15 protein-coding genes are annotated in these 16,740 nt (G+C 57.8%); 5 read left to right on the top strand and 10 right to left on the bottom strand.

Annotated elements, in window-relative coordinates; all coding sequences use genetic code 11:
- Positions 1 to 2: 2 nt before the first annotated feature.
- The 3 genes from SCU88_RS03915 (at position 3) to kefC (ending at position 2,928) form a co-directional block, all read left to right on the top strand.
- On the top strand, positions 3 to 236 hold the full coding sequence (locus SCU88_RS03915; RefSeq protein ID WP_138095705.1) for a YgdI/YgdR family lipoprotein: 234 nt from the start codon (positions 3 to 5) through the stop codon (positions 234 to 236).
- Between the two features lie 306 nt (positions 237 to 542).
- Positions 543 to 1,073 (top strand): glutathione-regulated potassium-efflux system oxidoreductase KefF, encoded by a 531-nt coding sequence (kefF, locus tag SCU88_RS03920; RefSeq protein WP_138095706.1) that lies wholly within the window; start codon positions 543 to 545, stop codon positions 1,071 to 1,073.
- The gene (gene kefC, locus SCU88_RS03925) at positions 1,066 to 2,928 is read left to right on the top strand and encodes a glutathione-regulated potassium-efflux system protein KefC (protein WP_175340324.1); all 1,863 of its coding nucleotides are present in this window, start codon (positions 1,066 to 1,068) and stop codon (positions 2,926 to 2,928) included. Before kefF ends, kefC begins: the two co-directional genes overlap by 8 nt.
- 32 nt (positions 2,929 to 2,960) lie before the next feature.
- Here kefC and SCU88_RS03930 read toward each other — a convergent pair whose 3' ends face one another.
- Positions 2,961 to 3,575: a LysE family transporter gene (locus SCU88_RS03930; RefSeq protein ID WP_138095708.1), complete on the bottom strand. Its 615-nt coding sequence runs from the start codon at positions 3,573 to 3,575 to the stop codon at positions 2,961 to 2,963.
- 251 nt (positions 3,576 to 3,826) lie between these two features.
- Between SCU88_RS03930 and folA the strand changes: the two genes are divergently transcribed.
- On the top strand, positions 3,827 to 4,306 hold the full coding sequence (folA, locus tag SCU88_RS03935) for a type 3 dihydrofolate reductase (RefSeq protein ID WP_175340323.1): 480 nt from the start codon (positions 3,827 to 3,829) through the stop codon (positions 4,304 to 4,306).
- A 10-nt stretch (positions 4,307 to 4,316) separates the two neighbouring features.
- Here folA and apaH read toward each other — a convergent pair whose 3' ends face one another.
- The 6 genes from apaH to lptD are packed head-to-tail and all read right to left on the bottom strand — an operon-like array spanning position 4,317 to position 11,057.
- Positions 4,317 to 5,168 (bottom strand): bis(5'-nucleosyl)-tetraphosphatase (symmetrical) ApaH, encoded by an 852-nt coding sequence (gene apaH / locus SCU88_RS03940; protein WP_138095710.1) that lies wholly within the window; start codon positions 5,166 to 5,168, stop codon positions 4,317 to 4,319.
- Between the two features lie 7 nt (positions 5,169 to 5,175).
- Positions 5,176 to 5,553 (bottom strand): Co2+/Mg2+ efflux protein ApaG, encoded by a 378-nt coding sequence (gene apaG, locus SCU88_RS03945; protein ID WP_138095711.1) that lies wholly within the window; start codon positions 5,551 to 5,553, stop codon positions 5,176 to 5,178.
- Positions 5,554 to 5,556: 3 nt separating this feature from the next.
- Positions 5,557 to 6,378, bottom strand: a complete 822-nt coding sequence (gene rsmA, locus SCU88_RS03950; protein ID WP_175340322.1) for a 16S rRNA (adenine(1518)-N(6)/adenine(1519)-N(6))-dimethyltransferase RsmA — start codon at positions 6,376 to 6,378, stop codon at positions 5,557 to 5,559.
- The gene (gene pdxA, locus SCU88_RS03955) at positions 6,375 to 7,364 is read right to left on the bottom strand and encodes a 4-hydroxythreonine-4-phosphate dehydrogenase PdxA (protein ID WP_175340321.1); all 990 of its coding nucleotides are present in this window, start codon (positions 7,362 to 7,364) and stop codon (positions 6,375 to 6,377) included. Before pdxA ends, rsmA begins: the two co-directional genes overlap by 4 nt.
- Entirely contained in the window at positions 7,365 to 8,645 is a 1,281-nt protein-coding gene (gene surA / locus SCU88_RS03960; protein WP_175340320.1) for a peptidylprolyl isomerase SurA, read from the bottom strand. It abuts the gene before it with no gap.
- A 51-nt stretch (positions 8,646 to 8,696) separates the two neighbouring features.
- Entirely contained in the window at positions 8,697 to 11,057 is a 2,361-nt protein-coding gene (gene lptD / locus SCU88_RS03965; RefSeq protein ID WP_175340319.1) for an LPS assembly protein LptD, read from the bottom strand.
- A gap of 183 nt (positions 11,058 to 11,240) precedes the next feature.
- On the opposite strand from lptD, the gene djlA reads away from it, so the two are divergent.
- Positions 11,241 to 12,071: a co-chaperone DjlA gene (gene djlA, locus SCU88_RS03970; RefSeq protein WP_175340318.1), complete on the top strand. Its 831-nt coding sequence runs from the start codon at positions 11,241 to 11,243 to the stop codon at positions 12,069 to 12,071.
- 46 nt (positions 12,072 to 12,117) lie between these two features.
- Here djlA and phoC read toward each other — a convergent pair whose 3' ends face one another.
- The 3 genes from phoC to rapA all read right to left on the bottom strand — a co-directional run bounded on the left by phoC (position 12,118) and on the right by rapA (position 16,590).
- Positions 12,118 to 12,864: an acid phosphatase PhoC gene (gene phoC / locus SCU88_RS03975; protein ID WP_175340317.1), complete on the bottom strand. Its 747-nt coding sequence runs from the start codon at positions 12,862 to 12,864 to the stop codon at positions 12,118 to 12,120.
- Positions 12,865 to 13,014: 150 nt separating this feature from the next.
- Positions 13,015 to 13,671 carry a bifunctional tRNA pseudouridine(32) synthase/23S rRNA pseudouridine(746) synthase RluA gene (gene rluA / locus SCU88_RS03980; protein ID WP_175340316.1) on the bottom strand — a complete coding sequence of 219 codons (657 nt, stop codon included), beginning with the start codon at positions 13,669 to 13,671 and terminating at the stop codon, positions 13,015 to 13,017.
- A gap of 12 nt (positions 13,672 to 13,683) precedes the next feature.
- Positions 13,684 to 16,590 (bottom strand): RNA polymerase-associated protein RapA, encoded by a 2,907-nt coding sequence (gene rapA, locus SCU88_RS03985; protein ID WP_175340315.1) that lies wholly within the window; start codon positions 16,588 to 16,590, stop codon positions 13,684 to 13,686.
- Positions 16,591 to 16,740: the final 150 nt, after the last annotated feature.

Genomic DNA, 16,740 nt, shown 5'->3' on the forward strand with positions numbered 1-16,740 from the left:
CTATGCGTACCAAACTCCTTGTTACCTCTACGCTTGCTGCAGTGGCCCTGCTCTTTGTAAGCGGATGCTCGTCGAATCAGTCCATCAAGACGACCGACGGTAAAACCATCGTCACCGACGGCAAGCCGCAGGTGGATGATGATACCGGTCTGGTTTCTTACAAAAATGCCGAAAGCGGCAGAACCGAACAGATTAATCGCGACCAGGTTCAGTCTATGAACGAACTGGACAACTAAGACCTTCACGGTCCGGGGTGGCGGCTCTGAACGCGCTTCAGAGTTACGGGTACAGCGAGCGCGGGGCTCCTGTACCCGATCTTCTTCTTTCTCTGGTTTCCTTCTTTCCCCATACCGACTCCGATTTTTCAGGATTTTCTCGCTTCCCTCTGTCAGGCTAAGAATTAACTGACTACACTCACTGTGGATGTTTCCCGCCAGGGATCCTCTGGCTGCAAACGGACGGCGACACGCTTCCTCATTCCATTCTTACGCAGCCTCCCTGTGCGCTAAACGAATAAGACAATAACAAGGCAGTGGATGTTTATGATTCTGATTATTTATGCACATCCTTATCCTGAGCACTCCCATGCTAATCGCAGCATGCTGGAGCAGGTACGGGATTTAGCAGGGGTGGAAATTCGCACGCTTTATCATCTATACCCCGACTTTAATATCGATATCGGGGCCGAGCAGGCGGCGCTGGCGAAGGCTGATTTAATTATCTGGCAGCACCCCATGCAGTGGTACAGCATCCCGCCATTGATGAAGCTGTGGATCGACAAAGTGCTGTCTCACGGCTGGGCCTATGGGGAAGGGGGTAAGGCGCTCCATGGCAAGAGCCTGATGTGGGCAGTGACCACCGGGGGGAGCGAGCACCACTTTGGCCTGGGCGACCATCCCGGTTTTGACGTTCTGGCGCAGCCGCTACAGGCGACCGCGCTCTATTGTGGCCTGAACTGGTTACGACCGTTTTCACTGCACGACGCCTTTATTTGTGAAGACGAGATCATGAAGATGCACGCTTCGCGCTATCGACAGCGCCTTCTGGACTGGCAGGAGGTGGATAATGGATAGCCATAGCATGATACAGGCGCTGATCTATCTTGGCTCCGCCGCACTGATTGTGCCCGTTGCGGTGCGTCTGGGATTAGGCTCCGTGCTCGGCTACCTGATTGCCGGTTGTATTATCGGGCCCTGGGGGCTACGGCTGGTGACCGATGCCGAAACCATCCTGCACTTTGCCGAGATTGGCGTGGTGTTGATGCTGTTCGTCATCGGTCTGGAGCTGGATCCGCAGCGTCTGTGGCGACTACGCGCCTCGGTGTTTGGCGGCGGATTCCTGCAAATGGCGGCCTGCGGCCTGGCGTTAGGCGGATTCTGCGTGGCGCTGGGGCTGCGCTGGCAGGTGGCGGCACTGGTTGGCCTGACCCTGGCGCTCTCTTCCACCGCTATTGCTATGCAGGCGATGAATGAACGTAACCTGACGGTGAGTCCGATGGGGCGCAGCGCCTTCGCGCTGCTGCTGTTCCAGGATATTGCAGCGATTCCGCTGGTGGCGATGATTCCGCTGCTGGCCAGCAGCGGCGCTGCCACTACGCTTGGGGCTTTTACCCTGTCGGCGCTGAAGGTGGTGGGGGCGCTGGCGCTGGTGATACTGCTGGGCCGCTACGTCACCCGCCCGCTGCTGCGCTTTGTGGCGCGATCCGGTCTGCGCGAAGTGTTCAGCGCCGTGGCGCTGTTTCTGGTTTTCGGCTTCGGCCTGTTACTGGAAGAGGCGGGGCTGTCAATGGCGATGGGGGCTTTCCTGGCCGGGGTACTGCTGGCCAGCTCTGAATACCGCCATGCGCTGGAAAGCGATATTGAACCCTTTAAGGGGCTGCTACTGGGGCTGTTTTTTATCGGCGTCGGCATGTCCATCGACTTTGGTACCTTGATCGATAACCCCCTGCGGGTGGTAGTGCTGCTGGTGGGCTTTCAGGTGATTAAGGGGGTGGTGCTCTGGGTTATCGGCTGGCCGCTGAAGGTGCCGCGTCGTCAGTGGCGCACCTTTGCGGCGCTGTTGGGGCAGGGGAGTGAGTTCGCCTTCGTGGTCTTTGGCGCGGCGCATATGGCGCAGGTGCTGGACGACGGCTGGGCGAAATCCCTGACCCTGGCGGTAGCGCTGTCGATGGCGATTACGCCACTGCTGCTGGTGCTACTGGCGAAGCTGGAGAAGAGCGGCGCTCAACAGCAGGGGGAAGCCGATGATATCGACGAAGAGCAGCCCCGGGTGATCATCGCCGGATTTGGCCGCTTTGGTCAGATAGCCGGGCGTTTGCTGTTTACCAGCGGCGTGAAGATGGTGGTGCTGGATCACGATCCGGATCATATCGAAACCCTGCGTAAGTTTGGGATGAAGGTCTTTTACGGCGATGCCACGCGTCTTGATTTGCTGGAGTCTGCCGGTGCCGAAAAAGCCGAGGTGTTGATTAACGCCATTGACGATCCTCAGGTCAATATGCAGCTGACGGAGCTTGCCAGGGAGCACTTTCCTCAGCTGAAAATTGTCGCCAGGGCGCGCGATGTGGACCACTACATTCGCCTGCGTCAGGTCGGTATTGACCAGCCGGAACGTGAAACCTTTGAAGGGGCGCTGCGGGCTGGCCGTATGGCGCTGGAGCAATTGGGCCTTGGCGGCTATGAGGCCAGGGAGAGGGCGGACCACTTTCGGCGCTTTAATCTGCGGATGGTGGAAGAACTGGTCAACGGTGAGAGCGATACCGCTAGCCGTGCCGCGGTCTACAAGCGTTCAAGTGCGATGCTGACCGACATCATCAATCAGGATCGCAGCCATCTTAATACCGGGCAGCGCCTGGGCTGGCAGGGAACGGAAGAGGGCGTCCACAGCGGCTCGCTGGCGGATGAACCCGCAGTGAAGCCCGAAGCATAGCGCGTGTCCCTCTTCTTCAAAGGAGAGGGACATTAACTTAAGGCGACTTTAATGCCCAGAGCCAGCAGTACGCCACCCAGCAGTCGGTCGACAATCTTTTGCGCCCTGGCCAGCCCCTTACGCACGGGTTCGCTCTGAATCAGCAATACCAGCAGCGGCCACCAGATAACCGATAGCCCGACGATGACCCCGGCATACCACAGCTTCTCCCCGAGACCGGAATTTACGCTCAACACCTGGGTGAACATCGCAAGGAAAAAGAGCGTGGCCTTAGGGTTAAGCAGATTGCATAAATAGCCCTGGAGAAACGCCTTTTTCAGCGTGGTCTGCCGGGCGCCATACTGGCTGACGTCCATCTTACTGCCGCCCCGGGAGAAGAGGGCATGCAGACCCACCCAGACCAGATAAGCCGCTCCGGCGTATTTCAGCAGGCCGAACAGCCAGGGCGTAGTGGTTATAACCACTGCCAGCCCGGCGACACAGTAGCTCATATGGGTTGCCACGCCGCAGATCACACCGGCGCAGGTCATCAGCGCTGCCGGGCGCGTATAGCGGGCCGCGTTTTTAATCACCAGGAAGAAATCCGGCCCGGGAGAGAGCATTCCCAGGGTAGCGATAGTGGCAATAAGCAGGGTAGTTTCCAGCATGTTCTGACTCTTTCAGGGACCCGAATCCTGCACTATACCCTGCCCTTTACGCATGTGCAGGCAGATTTACACCGATGACGACGGGTTTTATCAACGGTGTACAGCGACAGCCAGCGCGGGTTTGCCAGAATGCGTGGCTGGCCGGGTGTGATGCAACAGAGATTTTCTACAGCAGTGGGTGCTGCATCCGTCGACGAAACCCGCCGCTTTCCGTATAGTGGCGACAATTTTTTGACCCGGGGATTTTAACAATGATCAGTCTGATTGCCGCTCTGGCGGCCGACCGCGTAATTGGTATGGAAAACGCCATGCCGTGGAGTTTGCCGGCCGACCTGGCCTGGTTTAAGCGTAATACGCTGGATAAGCCCGTGGTAATGGGGCGCAGGACGTGGGAATCGATTGGTCGCCCGCTGCCGGGGCGTCAGAATATTGTGATTAGCCGCAGCCCTGGAGATGATTCTCGCGTCACCTGGGTGAGCTCGCCGGAAGAGGCGATTGCCGCCTGCGGTGAGGCGCCGGAAATCATGGTAATCGGCGGCGGTAAGATCTACCAGCACTTCCTGGCTCAGGCTCAGCGTCTCTACCTGACCCATATTGATGCCGAAGTGGAGGGGGATACCCATTTTCCGGAATACGAGCCGGACGAGTGGCAGTCGGTTTTCAGTGAGTTTCACGATGCTGATGAGAGCAATTCTCACAGCTACTGCTTTGAGGTGCTGGAACGCCGTTAAGGCGTTCCATTCAGGAAGCGGCGGCGGCTTCGCCGCTGTCGTTATCGCTCTGGCGGTGAGAAGGCTGGATAAACCAGGTCTTATCTTCCCAGCGCAGACAGGTCATAACGCCGCCCCAGCAGCAGCCGGTATCCAGCGCGTAAACGCCTTCCGGCGTGCCTTTGCCTTCCAGCGATGCCCAGTGGCCGAAAGCGATACTGTACGACTGTGCCACGGGTCCGGGGATCGCAAACCAGGGTTTCAGCGGCGCCGGGGCGTTGTCCGGCGTATCTTTGCAGTACATCTCCAACTGGCCGTTAGGGAAGCAGTAGCGCATGCGGGTCAAGGCGTTAGTGATAAAACGCAGCCGCGCCAGCCCTTTCAGGTCAGTGCTCCAGTTATTGGGCATATCGCCGTACATGGCATCGAGGAACAGCGGATAGCTATCGCTGGACAGCACCGCTTCCACATCCCGGGCGCAGGCCATGGCGGTTGGCAGATCCCACTGTGGCGTAATGCCGGCGTGGGCCATCACCAGTTTTTTCTCTTCATCCACCTGCAGCAGAGGCTGACGGCGCAACCAGTTGATGAGTTCGTCGGCGTCCGGCGCTTCCAGCAGTTGGGTCACGCGATCTTTGGGCTTGTTGCGGCTGATCCCGGCGAAAACCGCCAGCAGATGCAGATCGTGGTTACCCAGTACGATGCGGGCGGCATCACCCAACGAACGCACATAGCGTAGCACTTCCAGTGAACCGGGGCCGCGGGCTACCAGGTCACCGGTCAGCCACAGCGTATCCTGAGCGGGATTGAATGAAACCTGCCTGAGCAGGGCAATCAGCTCATCATAGCAGCCGTGAACATCGCCAATCAGATATGTCGACATGGTGTTTTCAGTGTATGAAGGATGGAATTGCCAGCCGGAAAACCGGGATGGCGAGGCGGAAGGTGGTGCCTGCGGCGTCGATCATTTCATAATGTCCCTGCATGGTGCCAAAGGGCGTTTCAATGACGGCGCCGCTGGTGTACTGGTATTCACCCCCCGGTGCGATATGCGGCTGCTGACCGACTACGCCTTCACCCTGGACTTCGGTCTCGCGACCATTACCGTTAGTGATCAGCCAGTAGCGACTCAGCAGTTGCACGGGCACGCGCCCCAGGTTGCGGATAGTGACGGTATAGGCGAAGACAAAGCGCTCTTCCTCGGGCGTGGACTGGGACTCAATGTAAACGCTCTGTACCTGGACGCAAACGCGGGGTGAATCAGACATGGGTCAGCTCTCCTTCGACGGCGAATTCTCTGCTAAGTAGTTAGCCATCTGGCAGTAAGCGGCAACGGAAATATTCTCCGCGCGCATCGCCGGATCGATGCCTAACTCGGTCAGCGCCTCTACGGTGAACAGATTGCCGAGGCTGTTGCGAATCGTTTTGCGGCGCTGATTAAAGGCTGCGCTGGTGATACGCTCCAGCAGCCGTAAATCTTTTACGGGATGCGGCAATGTGGCGTGCGGCACCAGGCGCACCACGGCGGAATCGACTTTTGGCGGCGGCGTGAAGGCCGTGGGCGGCACTTCCAGCACCGGGATCACCTGACAGTAATATTGCGCCATGACGCTTAAACGACCATACGCTTTCGTATCCGGGCCTGCAACCAGGCGCTTAACCACCTCCTTCTGCAGCATAAAGTGCATATCCTTTATGGCGTCAGTATAGCTAAAGAGGTGGAACATCAGCGGCGTGGAGATGTTATACGGTAGGTTGCCGAAAACGCGCAGCGGCTGGCCCTGTTCTTTGGCCAGAGCCGCAAAATCCATGGTCATGGCGTCCTGCTGGTAGATAGTCAGCTTAGGGCCAAGGAACGGATGGGTCTTCAAACGCGCAGCCAGATCGCGGTCCAGTTCGATGGCCGTCAGCTTGTCGAGCCTGTCGCCAACGGGTTCGGTTAGCGCGCCGAGGCCGGGGCCGATCTCGACCAGCGCCTCATCCTTCTGGGGATGAATGGCGCTGACGATGCTGTCGATAATGAACGGGTCATTTAAAAAGTTTTGCCCGAAGCGTTTACGGGCGAAATGGCCCTGATGGACTCGATTATTCATTGACTATTAACAATCATTTTAATGGCGAGATTAAGCGCCGTGGTAAAACTACCGACATCGGCCTTCCCCATACCCGCCAGCTCAAGGGCAGTACCGTGGTCGACCGAAGTACGAATGAAGGGCAGACCCAGCGTGATATTCACTGCTCGCCCGAATCCCTGATATTTTAACACGGGCAGCCCCTGATCGTGGTACATCGCAAGGACGGCATCGGCGTGGTCCAGATATTTGGGCTGAAACAGGGTATCGGCGGGAAGAGGGCCGGTCAGCCGCATGCCGCTGGCGCGCATCTCCTCCAGAACCGGAATCAGGGTGTCAATCTCTTCTGTACCCATATGGCCCCCTTCACCGGCGTGCGGATTCAGACCGCAGACCAGAATATGGGGCTGGCTGATGCCGAATTTTTGCCGCAGATCCTGATGCAGAATGGTCAGCACCTGGCGCAGCAGCGGGGCGGTAATGGCGTCTGCCACTGCCCGCAGCGGCAGATGCGTGGTGGCCAGTGCGACCCGCAACTCTTCGGTTGCCAGCATCATCACGACTTTTTCGCTACCGGCGCGCTGTTCCAGAAATTCGGTATGTCCGGTAAAGGGAATACCGGCATCGTTAATGATCCCCTTATGCACCGGACCGGTCACCACCGCAGCAAATTCACCGCTCAGGCAGCCGTCGCAGGCGCGGGCCAGGGTGTCGGTCACGTATTGGCCGTTGGCGACGTCAAGCTGACCTGGCGTCACTGGCGCATACAGCGGAATCTCACAGACCGTGAGCGTACCCGCTTTCTGGGGGCGCGGTGCGGAATCTGGCTGGTAAGGTAGAAGCTGCAGAGGATGGTGGAGTAAAGCCGCGCGCTCGCGCAGTAGATCTGGCGAAGCGCAGACGACCAGCTCCACCGGCCAGTCGCGCTGCGAGAGCGCGACGACCAGGTCGGGACCAATCCCGGCGGGTTCGCCGGGAGTGATCGCCACACGAGCTGTGTTTATCATTTATTGAATCTTCACGTAGGCGCTGGCGCGCTGCTCCTGCATCCAGGTCTGCGCTTCTTCCGCGAACTTACGGTTAAACAGCATGCGATAAGCGCGATCCTTCTGGGCTGCATCGGTTTTGTCGACCTTGCGGCTGTCCAGCAGTTCGATCAGGTGCCAGCCGAAGGAGGAGTGTACCGGGGAGCTGAGCTGACCGCGCTGCAGGCGCATAAGCGCGTCGCGGAAGGCCGGATCGTAGATATCTGGCGTTGCCCAGCCAAGATCGCCGCCCTGGTTGGCAGAACCGGGATCTTCAGAGAACTCTTTCGCCGCCTGGGAGAAGGTGGTTTTGCCACTGCGGATGTCAGCGGCTACCTGCTCCAGCTTCTGGCGCGCCTGCTGATCGTTCATGATCGGCGACGGCTTCAGCAGAATGTGACGTGCGTGAACCTCTGTGACAGAGATATTCTGGGTCTGGCCGCGCAGATCGTTCACTTTCAGGATGTGGAAGCCCACGCCGGAACGGATTGGCCCGATAATATCGCCCTTCTTCGCCGTGGTCAGCGCCTGGGCGAAGATGGAAGGCAGCTCCTGAATACGTCCCCAACCCATCTGGCCGCCCTTCAGGGCAGAAGCATCGGCGGAGTAAGTGATAGCCAGCTTGCCGAAATCGGCGCCGTTACGAGCCTGTTCGGCAATGGAGGTGGCCTGCTGTCCGGCTTCGTTAACCTGGGCGGAGCTGGGGTTTTCCGGCAGCGGCAGCAGGATGTGGCTCAGATTCAGCTCGGTGCTGGCATCGTTCTGATCCGCTACCTGTTTGGACAGCTGTTCCACTTCCTGGGGCAGAATGGTGATACGGCGGCGGACTTCGTTGTTGCGCACTTCGGCGATGAGCATCTCCTTACGGATCTGACTGCGATAAGTGGCGTAGTCCAGGCCTTCGTAGGCCAGGCGGCTACGCAGCTGATCCACGGACATCTGGTTCTGAGCCGCGATATTGGCGATAGCCTGATCGAGCTGCTGGTCGCTAATTTGAACTCCCGCTTTCTGGCCCATCTGCAGGATGATCTGATCCATGATCAGACGCTCCATAATCTGGTGGCGCAGCGTGTTGTCGTCCGGGAGCTGCTGGCCTGCCTGTCGTGCATTAAGCTTGACCGACTGCATCAGGCCATTGACGTCGCTTTCCAGCACCACCCCGTTATTAACAACGGCGGCGACTTTGTCGACGACCTGCGGGGCGGCGAAGGCGGTATTCGCCGCCAGGGCGATACCAATAAGCAGCGTTCTCCAGTTCTTCATACTTTTTCCATTTCCGAATTTACCGCGGAGCGGATTTGTTTTAAACATCAGTTACAGCGAACTCTGATACGGCAGAATGTTCGAGCGCAGCATCTGCTGGGTGCCAAGGCCGTAGTTGGAGCTCAGGCCACGCAGCTCGATATTGAAGCCGATCTTCTCGTCGTACGCGCTCTTGTTATGTTCCCAACCGTTGAGCTTACGCTCGTAACCGACACGGATCGCGTAGCAGCAGGAGTTATACTGTACGCCCAGCATCTGATCGGCGGGCTGGTGAGTGTTGGTGTCGTAATACCAGGCACCCACCACAGACCAGCGATCGACGATCGGCCAACTGGCGGTCACGCCGACCTGGTTGATACCGTCTTTATAGCGATCTGAGCTGGCGAAGTTCGGCAGCGAGGCGCGAATATATTCCGGGCTGGCATAGCGGTAGTTCAGCTGTACCAGGCGATCGGCATCTTTGCGGTACTCCAGAGCGCCGCTGCCGGTGGAAATATTGTTCAGGCGCGCATCGTACTGCAGCCCGCCGCGCAGACCCCAACGGTCGCTAATGCGCCAGTAGGTGTCGCCAGCCCACACCATCGAACCGGTCTTCTTGTCTTTTTCCCAGTTAATATCGTCACTACCGGTACGCGACTCGGTAAAGTAGTAGATTTGACCCAGGGAGACGTTAAAACGTTCCACGGCGTTGTCATCATAAATACGCGAGGTCAGACCGGTGGTTACCTGATTGGCGGAGTCGATACGGTCAAGACCGCCGTAAGTCCGGTCGCGGAACAGGCCGCTGTAGTCAGACTGCAGGAAGGTGGAGTCGTAGCTGTAGATATTGCTCTGGTCGCGATAGGGGCGATACAGGTACTGGGCGCGCGGCTCCAGGGTCTGGGTATAGCCTTCGGCCCAGTTCATATCGCGCTCGAACACCAGCTTGCCGTCCACTTTAAACTGCGGCATTACGCGGTTTACGGTGCTATCCAGTTCCTGTGAGGCAGCGCTGTTGCCTGCGTATGTCCGGTAGCGATCCAGATTATCCTGCTGGTAGTGGGTCGCCAGCATCTTCACTTCGGTATTCAGACTGCCCCAGCCGTTAGAGAGCGGCAGGTTAATCGAGGGTTCGACGTGCAGACGGGTTGCTTCCGGCAGATTGTCGTTAACGTTGGTGAATTTCACCGCCTGGGCGTAGATATGAGCGTCGAACGGGCCCAGATCGTTCATATAGTAGTTAACGTCGAGCTGCGGTTCGGCACGATAGGAATTTCGGGAAGCCTGATCGGCGAACACCTGGAACTGCTTGCTCGACAGCGTCGCGTCAAAGTTTTCGTTGGCGTAACCGACGCTAAACTTCTGGGTGGCGTAGCCGTCGGTGCTGTCGCCGTATTCGGAATCGAAGTCGTTAAAATAGTACTGATCGCTAACTTTGGTGTAGTTAACGTTAAAGCGCCAGACCTTATCCACGACTCCGCTATGCTGCCAGTAGAACAGCCAGCGACGGTTGCGGTCTTCGCTCGGGTGATCTTCGCGGTACTGGCTGTCAGAGGGCAGGTAGTCGAATTCAACAATACCGGTGCCAAAGTGGCTCAGATAGCGGAATTCGTTCTGCCACTGGACGTTGCCGCGATCCTGATAGTAGTGCGGCGTAATAGTGGCGTCGAAGTTCGGCGCAATATTCCAGTAGTACGGGAGCGTGAACTCAATACCGCTGTTAGAGCTGTATTTGGCATTGGGGATCAGGAAGCCTGAACGACGCTTGTCACCCACCGGCAGTTGCAGGTAAGGGCTGTAGAATACCGGCACCGGGCCGATTTTAAAGCGGGCGTTCCAAATTTCTGCGACCTGCTCTTCGCGGTCGTGGATCACTTCGCTACCTACCACGCTCCAGGTGTTGGAGCCGGGCAGACAGGAGGTAAAGGTCCCGTTTTCCAGGATGGTGTAGCGGTTTTCGCCGCGCTGTTTCATCAGATCGGCAGTACCACGCCCCTGACGGCCCACCATCTGGTAGTCACCTTCCCAGACGTTGGTATCTTTGGAGTTCAGGTTTGACCAGGCTTTCGGACCTTTCAGGATGACCTGGTTATCGTCGTAGTGCACATTGCCCAGGGCATCAACGGTACGCACCGGATCCGGCTGGCCATCGACCTGTTTTTGATGAAGCTGAACTTCATCACTTTGCAGACGACTGTTACCCTGCTGGATATCCACATTACCGGTAAATACCGCATTATCGGGATAATTCCCTTTTGCGCGATCGGCGTTAATGGTGACCGGCAACTTGTTGGTGTCACCTTTCACCAGAGGGCGATTATAGCTAGGCACGCCGAGCATACACTGCGAGGCGAGATCCGCAGCCATCCCTGACTGGCTATAGAGCGCTGAACCAATCAGGGTGGCCAGCAAAGTGGGAATACGTTTTTTCATACGTTTTTTTCGTTGTTCCGTCATCAGTGGCTTCGCGTCGGCAAACGCTCAGAGACTAACTTACCAGGCGGCAACGCGCCAGTCTTATCCTGTCCGTTTTTGAGCTCGCCCGTTAGGCAGCGCTCCGAATGACAGGTATGATAATGCAATTTCCGTCGCACGGCATGACGATTTGGGGAGTATATGCAGTATTTGGGTAAAGTGGTGGGCGCCGCCATGGGATTGTTGATGGGCGGCGGCTTCTGGGGCGTGGTGGCAGGGCTGCTGATTGGACATCTGTTTGACCGGGTACGCAGCCGCCGCAGCGTGCTGTTTGCCAGCCAGCAGCAGCGTCAGGCGCTGTTTTTTGCCACGACCTTTGAAGTGATGGGGCATCTGACCAAATCTAAAGGGCGTGTGACTCAGGCCGATATTGACATTGCCTCACAGCTAATGGACCAGATGCAGTTACACGGCGAGTCGCGAACCGCCGCTCAGCATGCATTTCGGGTCGGGAAGCAGGGCGCTTATCCGCTACGCGAGAAGCTGCGTCAACTGCGCAGCGCCTGCTTCGGACGTTTTGATTTAATTCGGATGTTTCTCGAAATTCAGACTCGCGCGGCGCTGGCTGACGGCTCTCTGCATCCCAATGAACGGGACGTGTTGTATGTGATTGGCGAAGAGTTGGGGATCTCCCGGGCTCAGTTCGACCAGTTTCTGCGTATGATGCAGGGCGGAGCCAGCTTTGGCGGTGGCGGTTTTCACTATCAGCAGTATCAGCAGCAGGCTGGCGGCGGCCCTCGTCAGGCTCAAAAGGGGCCAACCCTCGAAGATGCCTGTAGCGTGCTGGGCGTTAGCCCTAATGACGATCCTGCGACCATCAAGCGGGCATATCGCAAGCTGATGAGCGAACATCATCCGGATAAGCTGGTGGCGAAAGGGCTACCGCCGGAGATGATGGAAATGGCCCGGCAGAAAGCCCAGGAGATTCAGAAGGCCTGGGAACTGGTGAAGACGGCGAAGAATATTAAGTAACCGACAAAAAGCGGGATCCCACCAGATAAGTGCGATCCCGTTTGTTTTATTTCTGCTTCAGTTGTGCAAATTCCGCTTTTGCTTTCTGCAACTGCTGCTGGAACGCCGGGTTGGTATGCAGCGTTGCCACCACTGCGGCGGCCACAACGCGGGCGGCGTCAATGTCGCTCTGCCAGTGATAGCCGCAGATCACCCGGCTCTGGCCGAGTTCATAGCCGCGCTTAAGAATGCTGTCCTGCGCTTCGGGGTTAATTTCCGCCAGTACCAGCGCCGAGGCCCAGCCGATAGAAGTGTGTCCTGAAGGGTAGGAGCCGTTGGTGGATAGCTTATCCTGCTCTTTAGTGTTACAGGTCGGCACGCCGTAGAAGGCGAAGGGCCGAATGCGCATATATTTCTCTTTTGCTCCCCGGGTCGCCAGATCGCCGGCGTCCTCAATCATATTGGTGAGCAGCTTATAAATTTCAGGCGCCTCTTTGGCGGTAATCGGATGTCCAAAGGCGTCGGAAAAGGCCGTAGCGATTCCGCCCGCCGCCAGATTAGCGTCTTCAATCGCCTGTTTTCCTCGTGGGGTGTTACGCAGCAAACGCCCCTTTTCATACATCGCCTGATCGTTGGCAAACAGAATACTACCGGGCTCAGGCGGAGGCGGCAGCAGCGCAAGGCTATCGGGCGCCTGGCTATTTTTCAGGTAATAAAGATCGGGTTTAGTCGTGACATCGTTACCTGGTGGGGTTGCAGCGAACAGGTTGAATGACAATAAAGAAAGACACAAAGGGAGTACTACTTTTTTCATCTTTTCATCCTTTATTTTATTGGTGTGGACTCAAAAACAGGGAGAGTCTCGTCTTTATTATGTAGGGGATGCCGGTCGGGTTTCTGTGCGTAGTACATCATTATCAGAGAGATAAAAAATGGGCGCGATATTATCGCGCCCATTTAACGGTCAGAAATCCGGTGGGGCCCGGAAGGTCATGCTGTTACCGTATGCGGGATGCGTAATGGTCAGCGTCCATGCGTGCAGTAACAGACGATCTGCCTGCGCCAGCGCTTCTGGCGTGGCATAGAACTTATCGCCGAGGATCGGGTGCCCCAGCGCCTGCATATGAACGCGAAGCTGGTGCGAACGCCCGGTAATCGGCTTTAGCAGCAGCCGTGCCGTATTGTCTGCACCGTACTCCAGCACTTCATACAGGGTCTGGGCCGGTTTACCCGTCTCGTAGCACACCTTCTGCTTAGGTCGGTTCGGCCAGTCGCAGATGAGCGGCAGATCCACCATCCCTTCTTCCTGCGCCGGATGGCCCCACACCCGCGCCAGATACTGCTTTTGCGGCTCCCGCTCGCGGAACTGGCGTTTAAGCTCGCGCTCGGCGGCCTTGGTTAGCGCCACCGCAATAACGCCGCTGGTGGCCATATCCAGGCGATGCACCGACTCGGCCTGCGGAAAGTCGCGCTGAATACGCGTCATCACGCTGTCTTTGTGCTCTTCGAGCCGTCCAGGCACCGAGAGCAGACCGCTCGGCTTATTGACCACCATGATGTGTTCATCCTGGTAGAGGATGACCAGCCAGGGATCCGTCGGTGGGTTGTAGGGTTCCAGCATTTTTGGCTCCGGTTACTGGTGCGTGACCACGATAGGGCGCAGCGCATCCAGACGCCAGCTGGCCTGTTCCAGCGCCTCCAGCACCTGCTGACGGTTGTGCTCAATGGCTTCCAGCTCGTCATCGCGGATGTTGGGGTTTACCGCCTTCAGCGCTTCCAGGCGCGCATATTCGGCGCTGAGCTTTTCATCGGCTTCGGCGCGCGCGGCGTCGATAAGCAGGCGGGCGGCTTCGTTCATCTGCGGCTCAGCCAGCTGCAGGATAGCGTGAGCGTCCTGCTGCATGGCGTTGACCAGTTTGCTACCGGTATGACGATTCACGGCGCTCAGCTGGCGGTTAAAGCTTTCGAACTCCACCTGGCCGGCGAGGTTGGCACCGTTTTTATCCAGCAGCATACGTACCGGCGTCGCCGGCAGGAAGCGATGCAGCTGCAGCTGTTTCGGGGCCTGAGCCTCGACCACGTAGACCAGTTCCAGCAGCAGTGTACCGACCGGCAGCGCTTTGTTTTTCAGCAGTGAAATGGCGTTACTGCCGGTGTCGCCGGAAAGAATCAGATCCAGGCCGTTGCGGATAATCGGATGCTCCCAGGTAACGAACTGAGCATCTTCGCGGGACAGCGCCACATCGCGATCGAAGGTGATCGTACAGCCATCCTCCGGCAGACCCGGGAAGTCTGGCACCAGCATGTGATCGGAAGGGGTCAGCACGATCATATTGTCGCCGCGATCGTCCTGGTTGATGCCGATGATATCGAACAGGTTCATGGCGAAGTTGACCAACTGGATATCGTTATCCTGAGCGGCGATCTCTTCCGCCAGTTGCTGGGCCTGCTCGCCACCGTTGGAGTGCAGCTCCAGCAGGCGGTCGCGCCCCTGTTCCAGTTGAGTCTTGAGCGCTTCATGTTGCTCGCGACACTGGGCGATAAGCGGGTCGAAGCCGTCCATATTGTCCGGATTCGCCAGGTAGCCGATAAGCTGCGGATAGACGCTATCGTAGATAGCGCGACCGGTGGGGCAGGTGTGCTCGAAGGCGTCCAGCCCTTCGTGATACCAACGAACCAGCACCGACTGGGCGGTTTTTTCCAGATACGGAATATGGATCTGAATATCGTGGGCCTGACCGATGCGGTCCAGGCGGCCGATGCGCTGCTCCAGCAGATCCGGGTTAAAGGGGAGATCGAACATCACCAGGTGGCTGGCGAACTGGAAGTTGCGACCTTCGGAACCTATCTCAGAGCACAGCAGCACCTGAGCGCCGGTATCTTCTTCAGCGAACCAGGCGGCGGCACGGTCACGCTCGATAATCGACATCCCTTCATGGAATACCGCAGCGCGGATGCCTTCGCGTTCGCGCAGTACTTGCTCAAGCTGAAGCGCGGTGTCGGCGCGGGAGCAGATCACCAACACCTTCTGTGAGCGGTGACTGGTCAGCCAGCCCATCAGCCATTCAACCCGCGGGTCGAAATTCCACCAGGTGCCGCTGTCGCCTTCGAAGGTCTGGTAGATTTGTTCGGGATAGAGCATATCCCGTGCCCGCTCTTCCTGCGACTGGCGCGAACTCATAATGCCGGAGACTTTAATGGCGGTCTGGTATTGCGTTGGCAGCGGCAGGCGTATGGTGTGCAGCTCTCGCTGGGGAAAGCCTTTCACGCCGCCGCGGGTGTTACGGAACAGCACCCGGCTGGTGCCGTGCCTGTCCATCAGCATGTTAATCAGTTCGCGGCGTGCTGCGTCACTGCCATCACGTTCGCTGTTGGCGGTCTGCAGCAGCGGTTCGACATCCTGCTCGCCCAACAGGTCGCTGATGGCGTTCAGCGATTCGTCGCTCAGCCGTTCGCCTTTTAGCAGCAGGGCTACAGCGTCCGCCACCGGGCGGAAGTGCTGCTGCTCTTCCACAAAGAGGTCGAAATCGTGGAAGCGATCGGGATCCAGCAGGCGCAAGCGGGCAAAGTGGCTCTCCATCCCCAACTGTTCCGGGGTGGCGGTCAGTAGCAGTACGCCGGGGGTCTGGCTGGCGATTTGCTCAATGGCCTGGTATTCACGACTGGGTGCATCGGTGCTCCAGACCAGGTGATGAGCCTCATCTACTACCAGCAGGTCCCACATCGCTTCGCTCAACTGCTCCAGACGCTGCTTATTGCGGCGCACGAAGTCGAGGGAGCAAATCACCAGTTGCTCGGTTTCGAAGGGGTTATCGGACTCGTGCTGAGCTTCGGTGTAGCGATCGTCATCGAACAGGGCGAAACGCAGGTTAAAGCGGCGCAGCATCTCTACCAGCCACTGGTGCTGGAGTGTTTCAGGCACCACAATCAGCACCCGGCTGGCGGCGCCGGATAGTAACTGCTGGTGAATGATCATCCCGGCTTCGATGGTTTTACCCAGGCCAACTTCATCCGCCAGCAGTACGCGCGGGGCGTGACGGGTACCCACATCGCGGGCGATGTGTAACTGATGGGGAATCAGGTTAGTGCGCATACCGCGCAGGCCGCTCCAGGACTGGCGATACTGTTGACTCTGATACTGCCGGGCACGATAGCGCAGCGCAAACCGATCCATGCGGTCGAGCTGACCGGCGAACAGCCGATCCTGTGGTTTGCTGAACACCAGTTTGCTGTCAAGCATCACTTCGCGCAGCGTAACGTCGGTTTCGCCGGTGTCGAGCCGGGTTCCCGTATAGCTCAGCAGTCCCTTTTCTTCGCTGACGCTATCTACCTTTAACTGCCAGCCCTCATGGCTGGTGATGGTATCGCCCGGGTTAAACATGACGCGGGTGACGGGGGAGTCGTTTCTGGCATAGAGGCGGTTTTCGCCGGTGGCGGGAAAGAGCAGGGTCACCGTACGCGCATCAAGCGCAACCACGGTACCCAGTCCCAGTTCACTTTCCGTATCGCTAATCCAGCGTTGACCAGGGGTAAAAGGCATATTTGTTTAACTCTGTTTCTCTGTATTTGCAGGCAAAATGCCCCCGGGAATTCGGGCAACAGATGTCGGGACCAGTGCGTTGCACCCTTTGGCTCTGCCGCGCGAATTCTATAGGGGAATATGACCTCCCGCGCGTCGTCGCCGGAGGCC

It is taken from the genome of Jejuibacter sp. L23, assembly GCF_050815825.1.
In the GTDB taxonomy this organism is placed as follows: Bacteria; Pseudomonadota; Gammaproteobacteria; order Enterobacterales; family Enterobacteriaceae; genus Jejubacter; species Jejubacter calystegiae.